The organism is Bradyrhizobium sp. LeoA1Lang, assembly GCF_055413685.1.
The window spans coordinates 121,790-132,762 of sequence record NZ_JBVAPG010000007.1 but is presented as its reverse complement, the minus strand read 5'-3'; the positions used below and the strand labels follow the sequence as shown (position 1 = coordinate 132,762).

General features: G+C 64.0%; 8 protein-coding genes. 3 read left to right on the top strand and 5 right to left on the bottom strand.

The genetic code is table 11. The features are described 5' to 3' along the window. The coding region (locus tag ACZYOF_RS04670; protein WP_463714969.1) for an efflux RND transporter permease subunit at positions 1-3,218 on the bottom strand (3,218 nt) is incomplete at its 3' end. A gap of 10 nt (positions 3,219-3,228) precedes the next feature. After that, the gene (locus ACZYOF_RS04665) at positions 3,229-4,428 is read right to left on the bottom strand and encodes an efflux RND transporter periplasmic adaptor subunit (protein WP_463714968.1); all 1,200 of its coding nucleotides are present in this window, start codon (positions 4,426-4,428) and stop codon (positions 3,229-3,231) included. Positions 4,429-4,660: 232 nt separating this feature from the next. On the opposite strand from ACZYOF_RS04665, the gene ACZYOF_RS04660 reads away from it, so the two are divergent. From ACZYOF_RS04660 to ACZYOF_RS04650, 3 genes are all read left to right on the top strand, one after another. Beyond that, complete coding sequence (locus ACZYOF_RS04660; RefSeq protein ID WP_463714967.1) at positions 4,661-5,401, top strand: hypothetical protein; 741 nt, start codon at positions 4,661-4,663, stop codon at positions 5,399-5,401. Between the two features lie 255 nt (positions 5,402-5,656). Then, entirely contained in the window at positions 5,657-6,799 is a 1,143-nt protein-coding gene (locus ACZYOF_RS04655) for an FAD-dependent monooxygenase (RefSeq protein WP_463714966.1), read from the top strand. Next, positions 6,796-8,403: a benzoate-CoA ligase family protein gene (locus ACZYOF_RS04650; protein ID WP_463714965.1), complete on the top strand. Its 1,608-nt coding sequence runs from the start codon at positions 6,796-6,798 to the stop codon at positions 8,401-8,403. The genes ACZYOF_RS04655 and ACZYOF_RS04650 overlap by 4 nt, the downstream gene beginning before the upstream one ends. A 168-nt stretch (positions 8,404-8,571) precedes the next feature. Here ACZYOF_RS04650 and ACZYOF_RS04645 read toward each other — a convergent pair whose 3' ends face one another. From ACZYOF_RS04645 to maiA, 3 genes are read right to left on the bottom strand one after another with little or no spacing between them, the layout of a single operon-like run. Continuing rightward, positions 8,572-9,759 (bottom strand): 3-hydroxybenzoate 6-monooxygenase, encoded by a 1,188-nt coding sequence (locus ACZYOF_RS04645; RefSeq protein WP_463714964.1) that lies wholly within the window; start codon positions 9,757-9,759, stop codon positions 8,572-8,574. After that, a complete protein-coding gene (locus tag ACZYOF_RS04640) occupies positions 9,759-10,274 on the bottom strand; it encodes a MarR family winged helix-turn-helix transcriptional regulator (protein ID WP_463714963.1) in 516 nt (171 codons plus the stop codon). Before ACZYOF_RS04640 ends, ACZYOF_RS04645 begins: the two co-directional genes overlap by 1 nt. After that, positions 10,264-10,896 (bottom strand): maleylacetoacetate isomerase, encoded by a 633-nt coding sequence (gene maiA, locus ACZYOF_RS04635; RefSeq protein ID WP_463714962.1) that lies wholly within the window; start codon positions 10,894-10,896, stop codon positions 10,264-10,266. The genes ACZYOF_RS04640 and maiA overlap by 11 nt, the downstream gene beginning before the upstream one ends. Positions 10,897-10,973: the final 77 nt, after the last annotated feature.

Here is a 10,973-nt window from a genome sequence, read left to right as displayed (position 1 = left end):
CCCGTATCGATCGCTACGTGACCATGCACGATTGCGGCACCATCCTGCATCCGGGCATGGTAAATGGGCAGATCCGCGGTGGCTTTGCGCAGGCGTTGGGCGCGGCGCTCTATGAAGAATACGCTTAAGCGTTGGACCACCACGAAGAACGCGGGCACGAACAGCACGGCGAGGCAGGTCGAAGCGATCATGCCGGAGAACACGGTGATGCCGATCGACTTGCGCGCATTGGCGCCGGCGCCGGTTGCGAGCACCAGCGGCACCACGCCGAGGATGAAGGCAAAGGACGTCATCAGGATCGGGCGAAATCTCGCGCGCGCCGCCGCGATCGCCGATTCGATCAGCGGCTCGCGGTCACGCACGTGATGCTCGAGCGCGACCTCGACGATCAGGATCGCGTTCTTCGCCGACAGCGCGATCAACAGGATGATGCCGATCTGGGTGTAGAGATTATTGTCGATCCGCAAGCCCGACAGCACCAGCATCGGGCCGAGCAATGACAGCGGCACGGCGAGTATCACGGAGATCGGCGCGTACCAGCTCTCATACTGACCGGCCAGCACAAGGTAGACCAGCAGCAGAGCGAGGCCGAATACATAGTAGATCTGGTTGCTGACCGCCTTCTCCTGATACGACATCGCCGTCCATTCAAAGCCCGTGCCCGGCGGCAGCGTCTTTGCCGCGATCTGTTCCATCAGCGCCATCGACTGTCCCGAGCTGTAACCCTGCGCCGGCAAGCCGATGATGGAGGCGGACGGATAGAGGTTATAGAGGCTGATCAGCGACGGCCCGACCGACGGCGTGATCGTGGCGACGGTGCCGAGCGGAATCATCTCGCCCTGGCTGTTGCGCACCATCAGGTTCTGGATGTCGCGCAGGTTCAGACGGAATTTCGAATCCGCCTGCACATAGACCTGGAAGGTGCGGCCGAACTTGTTGAACTGGTTGACGTAGCTTGCGCCGAGATAGGACGACAGCGTCGAGAAGATCTGGTCGGTCGTGACGTTCAAGGTCTGGGTCTTGGTCCGGTCGACCTCGACGTCGTACTGCGGCACCATGGAGCGGAAGGACGAGCTGACCCGCTGCAGCGCGCTCTGCGTCTGCGCGTTGGCGACAACAGCGCCGGTGATCGCCTGCAGCTTGGCGTAGTCGGCATTGCCGTCGCGCAGCTCGACCTGCATGGCGAAACCGGCGGCATTGCCGATGCCCTGGATCGGCGGCGGCGGGATCACCAGGATGCGCGCCTCCTCGATCTCGGCCAGCTTGTCGTTCAGCCCGAACACCAGAGAGCGCAGATCCTCGCCGGGCCCACGCTGGCTCCAATCCTTCAGGATCAGATAGGCGACGCCGGCATTCGCCAGGCTCGAACTGTTGTCGAGCGCGGAGATGCCGGCGATGGAGACAACCTGCTGCACGCCGGGCGACTTGCCGGCCATCTCGCTGACCCTTTCGAGGACACGTTGTGTCCGATCCAACGCAGCGCCGTCGGGCAATTGCACCGCGGCCAGCAGATAGCCCTGGTCCTCGATCGGGATGAAGCCGGTCGGCACCCGCGACAGGCCGTAGCCGGCAAGCCCGATCAGGATCAGCGCGACCACGACCGACACATTGCTGTGCCTGACCAGGCCGCCGATCAATCGCGCATAGCCCCGCTCCAGCCGCTCATAGACCGCATTGAATCCGCGGTAGAAGACATTGCGCTGCTCCGGCGGCACCGGCCGGCGCAGCCACAGCGCGCACTGCGTCGGCTTCAAGGTCGCGGCATTGACGGCGCTGAGCAGCGCGGTGGCGGCGATCACCAGCGCGAATTGCGCATACATCCGCCCCGTGAGGCCGGGCAGGAACGCGGCCGGCAGGAACACCGAGATCAGCACCAGCGTGATGCCGACGATCGGCGCGAACAATTCGTCCATCGCCTTGATCGCCGCGTCATGGCCGGACAGGCCACGTTCGATATTGTGCGCGGCACCCTCGACCACGACGATGGCGTCGTCGACCACGATGCCGATCGCCAGCACGATCGCAAACAGCGTCGAGAGGTTGATCGAGAAGCCGAGCGCCGCCATCGCCGCGAACGCGCCGATGATGGTCACTGGCACGGTGGTCGCCGGCACCAGCATCGCACGCCAGTCCTGCAGGAAGATGAGGATCACGACCAGCACCAAGAGGCCAGCCTCGATCAGCGTCTTGTAGACCTCGTTGATCGATGCCTGGACGAAGATGGTGGTGTCGAACGGCGTGTCGTATTTGATGTCTTGCGGAAACTGCTTGGCCAGTTCCACCATCTTCTTCTCCACCGCCTTCTCGACCTCGAGCGCGTTGGCGCCGGGCGACAGGAATACGCCGATGCCGGTGGAGGGCTTGTTGTTGAGCGAGAAGATCTGGCTGTAGGTCTGGGCGCCGAGCGCGACCCAGCCGACGTCACGCACGCGGGTGACGTCGCCGACATTGCCGGTCTTGACGATGATGTTCTCGAACTGGCTCGTATCATCCAGCCGGCCGGCGACGTTCAGCGTGTACTGGAAGGCCTGGCCGGGCGGCGTCGGCGGCATGCCGACCTGCCCTGCCGTGACCTGCTGGCTCTGCTGCTGGATCGCCTGGATGACGTCCTGCGGCACCAGATCGCGCGCCTGCAATTGGTTCGGATCGAGCCAGACCCGCATCGAATACTGGCCGGCGCCGAACACGGTGACGTTGCCGACGCCTGATAGCCGCGACAGCTCATCCCTGATGTTGATAGTGGCGTAGTTGGAGAGGAACAGGCTGTCATAGGTCTTGTTCGGCGAGGTCAGCGTCACGAACAGCAGGATCGAGGTCGACCGCTTCTGCACCGTGACGCCCTGGCTCTGCAGCGACTGCGGCAATTGCGACAGCGCGCTCGACACCCGGTTCTGCACCAGCACCTGCGCGAAGTTGAGATCGGTGCCGATCTTGAATGTGACCGTCAGCGTATAGGTGCCGTCGGCGCCGCTGTAGGACTGCATATAGAGCATGTCCTCGACGCCATTGACCTGCTGCTCGATCGGCAACGCCACGGTATCGATCACGGTCTTGGCGGACGCGCCCGGATAGCGGGTCGTCACCTGCACGGTCGGCGGCACCACGTCGGGATATTGCGCGACCGGCAGGTTGAGCAGCGCCACGCCGCCGATCAGGATCATCAGGATCGCGATGACGTTGGAAAGAACCGGCCGCTCGATGAAGAATTTCGAGATCATGGCCGCCCCCTCACTTCGCCGATGCGGAGGCTTCGATCTTCTGCAGTTGCGGATCGACCTTCTGGCCGGGGATCCCGCGCAGCAACCCGGCGATGACGACGCGGTCGTCCGGCTTCAGCCCGCTGTCGATGACGCGTAATTCGCCTTCGAGCTGTCCGGTTTCCACTTTGCGCTGCTCGACCACGTTATCGGCGTTGACAACCAGTACATAGCGGCCAGCCTGGTCGCTGCCGAGCGCAGTAGCGGGCACCAGCAGCGCGTCCTGCTGCTGGTCATAGGGCACGCGAACGCGGACAAAGAAGCCCGGCAGCAGCGTGCGGTCGGGGTTGTCGAAAATGCCGCGCACGGGCAGCGTGCCGGTCGACTGGGTGAGGATCGGCGAGATGTAGTCGAGCTTGCCCTTGTGCGGATATCCGGTCTCGGTCTGCAGACCGACCTCGACCGGCAACTGACGCAGCTCGGCGACGGAAAGGCCACGCCGCTTCGCCTCCTCGCGGATGCGCAGCACGTCCTGTTCGTTGACGTTGAAATTGACCCAGATCGGATCGAGCTGGACGATGGTGGCAAGCTGCGTCGGCGAAGTCACGCCGACGAGTTCGCCGACCGAAACCAGATGCGCGCTGACGATGCCGTCGAATGGCGCCGCCACATTGGTGTAGCCGTAATTGACCTCTGCGATCCGGGTATTGGCTTGCGCCTGCTGCAGACTGGCCTGCGCGTTGTCGCGATTCGCCGTCGACGTATCGAGTGTCGCCTGCGAGACGGCCTGCCGCTGCACCAGATCGATCTGGCGCTTGAAATCGGTCTCAGCCTGCTTCAGCGTCGCCTGCGCGCCGACCTCCGCCGCCTTTGCCTGCTCGAGCTTCAACCTGTAGGTTTCAGGCTCGATGGTGAACACCGTGGTGCCTTGCTTGACGAAGGTGCCGTCCCGATAATCGATCGACTGCAGAAAGCCCTGCACGCGCGCCACCAGGTCAACGCTCTTGACCGGCGCGGTGGTGCCGGTTGTCTCCAGGAAACGCGTGATGCTGCGCTGCACCGGAATCGCGACTTCCACCTTTGGCGGCGGTGGTGGCACGAAAGTATTTTGCTCGCAGCCACTTAAGCCAACGAAGGCAGAGAGCAGGAAACCGATACGTAACAGGGGCGTGACGTCCGGCCACACGCCATCGTTCGATCCGCAACAGGCCGATGGGCGCGCAAGCTTCATTTCCGTGCACCAGTTCAACTTGCCCGCAAAGAGGCGTTCATCCGGAGACGACTGTCGCGATGCATCCATAGCAACAATTGGCTTGCAGTGGAACCCGAAACAGAAAATGATACCGCGCACCAAGATTGCTGTGCCAGACTTTTTCAAGAGCGACCTTCTTCAAGAACGAACTTCGCAAGAATGAACTTCGGTTGAAGCGGCGGCTTCCGTCGACAACAAAGGGTTTGCTTACATGATCAAGACATTGAAGCGCGCATGCGGGCGCGCCCTGCCATTTTCCGTCGTGCTGTTTGCAACCGCTGCGCTGGCGCAGGCGCCGAGCGAGGCGCAGCGTGAGGCGATCAAGTCGCAATGCCGCAACGATTACATGGCGCATTGCTCCAGCATTCCGCCCGGCGGCGAGGCTTCGCTGCAATGTCTGCAGAAGAACATGTCGAGCCTGTCCGCAGACTGCGCCAGCGCGGTGCGCGCAGTGGAGGCACCCGCCGCACCGAAGGCGGAGACGGCGCCCGCGGCAACTACCGCGGCGAAGCCGAAAGCGGCGGGCACGCAGGCCAAGCCGACCGAGGCGCAGGTTTCCGCGATCCGCAGCGCCTGCCGTTCCGACTATCAGAAGGTCTGTCCCGGCGTGCCGACCGGCGGCGCCCCCGCACTGCGATGCCTCGAGAAGAACAAGGCGAGGCTCTCGCCTGCTTGCGGTGAGGCGGTTGCGGCCGCGAGCGGTGGTGCGGCGCCAGCGGCAGGCGGCGGCTCCACCGCTGCGGCGGCGGCGCCTGCGGCGGGGATCGTGCTGCGGCCCTTGCGTCCGCGCGAAGAACTGCTCGTCGTGCGGTCGGCCTGCGGCGCCGACGTACGCTCGCTGTGCGGCGGCGTTGCGCCGGGAGGCGGCCGGATCGCGCAGTGCCTCGCCTCCAATGCCGCCTCGCTGTCGCCCGCCTGCAAGGAAGTGCTGGGACAATTCGCGGCGCGGTGAGCCGCCGCGGCCGGCCGGCTACTCGCCGCGGAACGCGAGAATGAGCTGAATAAGCCTGACCGAAAGCGCGATGTAGGCAATCGACATCGCGACCTGATACGCGACATGCCAATTCAACTTGGCGAGCTTGGTGAGCCCGGGCGGGTTCCGGCCGCGGCGGTCGCCGCTCGCGCAAATTTTCCGGTGGCGCTGCGCGCGTCCCGCGGATAGTCTAGGCGCAAAATCGTAAGTACACTGTCAATCGGGAGGAATATCGTGCGTATCGCCGTGATCGGCGGAGGTCCCGGCGGCCTCTATTTCGCCTATCTCTGGAAGCGGCGACATCCGGACGCCGTCGTCGAATTGTTCGAGCAGAACCCGGCTGGCGCGACCTGGGGCTTCGGCGTCGTGTTCTCGGACCAGGCGCTGGAATTCCTGCGTGCCGACGATCCCGAGACGGTCGACGCCATCGCGCCGACCATGGAAAGCTGGAAGAACATCACGCTCAACTTGCGCGGGGAGAGCGTCGAGATCGACGGCGTCGGTTTCTCCTCGATCGGCCGGCTTGCGCTGCTCTCCGTGTTGCAGGAGCGCGTCCGCGCGGTCGGCGTCACCGTGCAATTCGACAAAGCGATCCAGTCGGTCGACGCGCTCCAAGGGGTCCAACAAGGCTATGACCTGATCGTCGCCGCGGACGGGCTGAATTCGCTGGTGCGCCGGAGCTTTGAGGGCGATTTCGGCACCTCGCTGTCCTACTCGTCCAACAAGTTCGCCTGGTACGGCACACAGAGGCGGTTCGAGACGCTGTCGCAGACCTTCGTCAAGACCGAACGCGGCGCCTTCAACGCCCATCACTACCGTTATTCACCGACCATGAGCACGTTCCTGGTCGAGTGCGACCGCGCCACCTGGCACGCCTATGGCTTCGCGAACAAGGACGCCGATCACTCCAAGGCCGTGTGCGAGGAGGTGTTTGCCGAGGCGCTCGGCGGGCAGCCGCTGATCTCGAACAAATCGCTGTGGCGCAATTTCCCGTGGATCTGGAACGAGCACTGGTCGTTCAAGAACATGGTGCTGATCGGCGACGCCTTGCACTCGGCGCATTTCTCGATCGGCTCCGGCACCCGCCTTGCGATCGAGGATGCGATCGCGCTGACGAGGGCGCTCGAAGCCGAAGCGCATGTCTCCACCGCCCTCCACCGCTATGAGGCCGAACGCAAGCCGATCGTGAAGAAGCTGGTGACCGCGGCGCGCACCAGTGCGGACTGGTACGAGAAATTCCCCGAGCACATGAAGCTCGACCTGATGGATTTCGCCTTCAGCTACATCACCCGTTCGGGACGGATCGACGACGCGCGGCTGCGCGCGATGTCGCCGAATTTCATGGCAGGCTACGAGGCCTCGAGGAGCAAGTCATGAACGAGATCGCCGACCAGGTACCATCGGACAGTCCGGGCGCGCGCGAGATCGGCTTTGCGCTTCCCGAGCGCTACAATGCAAGCCGCATCCTGTTCGACAATCTCGCGCAGGGCCGGGGCGACCTGACGGCGCTGACCGGCCCGGCGGGCACGCGGACCTACCGCGAGCTCTGCGCCGAGGCCGCACGCTGGGGCCATGGCTTCGCTTCGCTGGGCCTGAAGCGCGGCGACCGCGTTCTGCTGTTCCTCGACGATACCCCAGCCTATCCGGCCGCGTTCTTCGGCGCTGTCCGCGCCGGCTTCGTGCCGCTTCTCATCAACACGCTGACGCCGCCGGACCTCCTGCAGTTCTATCTTTTGGACGCGAGTGCGACAGTCGCGGTCACTGATGCCGAGTTCTGCTCGCGCTTCAACACTGAGGCTTGCAAGGATACGCCGCTGAAAACGCTCGTGGTCAATGGCGCGGCCGGCGAGCATGCGGTGCCGCAGGCGCTCCTGGCCGATGAATGGCTGCCGCGTTTTTCGGCCGAGCTCACTGAAGCCGACACCCACCGCAACGAGATGGCGTTCTGGATGTACTCGTCCGGCTCGACCGGCCGGCCCAAAGGCATCGTGCATCTGCACCACGATATGGCCTATAGCGAGCAGGCGTTTTCCCGCAACGTGCTGAAGCTGGCACCCGGCGACATCTGCTTCTCGGTGCCGAAGATTTTCTTCGCCTATGGCTTCGGCAATTCCATCACCTTCCCCTTCTCGGTCGGCGCCGCCACGCTGCTCCTGCCGGGCCAGCCAAAGCCGGCATCGATCTTCGCGGCGATCGAGCAGTGTCGTCCGACCGTGTTCTTCGGACTGCCGACGCTCTACACCTCGCTGACCAAGGCCGACGGCGCGGCGAGAGTCGATTTCTCCTCGCTGCGCATGGCGATCTCGGCCGCGGAAGTGCTCTCGGCCGACGTCTTCAACGGCTGGAAGGCGCTGACCGGGTTAGAGATCATCGAAGGCCTCGGCTCGACCGAGGTGCTGCACATCTATCTCTGCAACCGCGCGGACAGAAAGAAGCTGGGTGCTGCAGGCGTGCGCGTCCCAGGCTACGAGATCCTCCTGCGCGACAAGGACAGCCGCGAGGTCGCCGACAACGAGGAAGGCATTTTGTGGGTGCGCGGCGATTCCAACACGCCGCTTTACTGGAACCGTCCCGACAAGACCGCCGAGACCGTGCGCGAGGGCGGCTGGATCTATACCGGCGACCGCTTCGTCCGCGACAGCGATGGCTTCCACTTTTTCCGTGGCCGCGCCGACGACCTGATCAAGATATCAGGCCAATGGGTCTACCCGCTCGAGGTCGAGCTCTGCCTCGCCGATCATCCTGATGTCCGCGAATGCGCCGTCTTCGCCGCCGAACTGCCCGATAGACGCATGACGCTGAAGGCCGTCGTGGTGATGAACGACCGCGCGTTCGAGGCGGAGGAGACGGCGAAGCGGCTGCAGGATTACGTGAAGGCAAGGCTCTTGCCCTATAAGTATCCGCGCGAGATCAAGTTCATTGACGAACTGCCGAAGACAGGAACAGGCAAGATCGACCGGCAGGCGGTGATGAAGATGTGATGCATACCGCTTCAGCAAACTCACTGTCGTCCCGGGCTTGACCCGGGACCCATAACCACAAATGTGGGTTTGAGAGAACGCCGGAACGACAATCTCGCACAACAATAACCGCCGGGGGTTATGGGTCCCGGGTCAAGCCCGGGACGACGACGGGGTGTGGGTTGGTGATCACGCGTTCAACCCCGTGCCGCCGTAGAGCCAGGCGAGATCCTGATAGTAATCCTCGGAGGTCTTCGCGCCCATGATGACGTTGCGGAGGCGGGCGTGGTCGCCGGCGGGATGGTAAATGTGCTCGCCGATCGCGCGCGACCAAAGCTGCACCTGCGCAGTGCGCGGGAAGCGTTGTGCACGGTAGTGCTCGAGCGCCACTGCGTGGTCGTCATGACGCGACAGCATGTGCGACAGGCACACGGCATCCTCCATCGCCTGGCAGGCGCCTTGCGCGAAATATTGCAGCATCGGATGGGCGGCGTCGCCGAGCAGCGCGACGCGACCGTCGATCCAGCGCTCGTTCGGATCGCGGTCGCACAACACCCAGAGCCGCCAATTCTTGCCGTGACGAATGATGCTTTGCGCACGCTCATGGACGTGCCGAAAGCCCTGCATCACCTCCTCATCGCCAACCGGCTTTCCCGCGACCGGCTCCGGCGCGTCGTTGTGGTAGGTGACGACGAGATTGAATACCTTCCAGTCCGACAGCGGATAATGCACGATGTGGCATTTCGGCCCGGCCCACAGCGTCGCCGCGTTCCAGCGCAAATCCTCCGGCATCTCTTCGGTCGGGATCACCGAACGGTAAGTGGTGTGGCCGGACACGCGTGGCGGCCCGTCCGAGGTGACCTGCTTGCGGATATTCGACCATAGGCCATCGGCCCCGATCAGGAGCCGGCCGGTGACGCGCTCGCCAGTGGCGAGCTGCGCAGTGACCGAGGCACCGTCCTGCTCGTAGCCGGTCACCTCGCTGCTGACGCGCAGCTCGATCAGTTCATGCTCGCGGCAGGCGCGCAGGAACACGCCGTGGAGATCGCCGCGATGCACCACGGCATAGGGATTGCCGAACCTGACACGGAACGGCTCGCGCAGGTCGACATGGGTGATCTCTTCGGCAGTCAGCGCATCCATCAGGCGGAGCTGGTCGATATAGACGGCCATGCGCCGCGCGGCCTCGCCGACGCCGAGATAGTCGAAGGCATGGAACGCATTCGGGCCAAGCTGGATGCCAGCGCCGATCTCGCCGAGCGTGGCGGCCTTCTCCAGCAGGATCGAGCGGATACCCTTCTGCGCAAGCCCGAGCGCTGCGGCAAGGCCGCCGATGCCGCCACCTGCGATCAGGACCGGCTGGCTATCCTTTGCCATCAGCCCGACTTCCCGAGATGTTCGAGGGCGTCCTCGGCGCGCAGCGGCACGCGCGAGGCCTCGTTGTTGAGATCGACGAGCTGCGCGAGCAGTGCCATCAGCGTCTTGCGTTCGGCGGGCTTGAGCGGCTGCAGCATCCGCGCCTGCGCGCGGTCAACCACGGGCATGATCTCGCGCAGCAGCGAAGCGCCCTGCCGGGTGATGGTGAGCAGCTTGACGCGCTTGTCATCGGAATCGGACTTGCGCTCGATCAGGCCCTTGCCCTGCAGCCGCTCGATCACATTGCCGAGCGTGGAGCGGTCGAACGCGATCACCGCGGACAGTCGCGTCGCATCGATGCCGGGATGGGTGTGGATTGCGATCAGCGCGGCATATTGCACCGGCGTCAGGTCGAACGCCCTGCACTCCTCGACGAAAATCGAGACCGCGATCTGCTGCATCCGCCGGAATAGATAGCCGGGCGCGGTATAGACCGCGTCCATGGTAACAGGGGTTTGCTTGTTGTTATTCGGCATCGACTTGCTTATCCGGGGCGGCGTCGGCAAACGCCTTCATTGCCTTGGCCGCGGCTTCCGCCTTGAGCAGCCGCGGAAAAGCGGTGACATCGACGCCGAAGCGCCGCGCATTGGCAAGCTGCGGCACCAGGCAAAGATCGGCCAGCGTCGGCACAGCACCAAAGCAGAACGGCCCGGCTTCGCCCGCCGCCAATGTCTCGCAGGCCGAAAGCCCCTCGCGGTTCGCCCAAGCCGCCCACTCCGTCACCTTTTCTTCCGGCAGGCCGAGCTGCCGCAGCCGCGCCAGCACTTTCAGGTTCTGCACCGGATGGGTGTCGCAGGCGATGGCCTGCGCGAAAGCGCGGACTTTTGCGCGCTGCAGCGAATCCTCCGGTATTAGCGGCGGTTCGGGATTGACCTCATCGAGCCATTCGATGATGGCGAGCGACTGGGTCAGGATCGCGCCCGCGTCGCTTTCCAATGTCGGCACCAGCCCTTGCGGGTTGATGGCGAGATAAGCCGGAGCGCATTGCTCGCCTTTGCGAAGATGATGCGGCAGGTGCTCAACGGTGAGCCCCTTCAGGTTCAGCGCGATTCGCACGCGATACGCGGCGCTGCTGCGGAAATAGCCGTGCAGCTTCATCGGAACCTCCCTGGTGTCTTCTGATTTTTCTTCAAGTTGACGCTAGCCATATTGTCAGTATGCTGTCAATCAGCGAA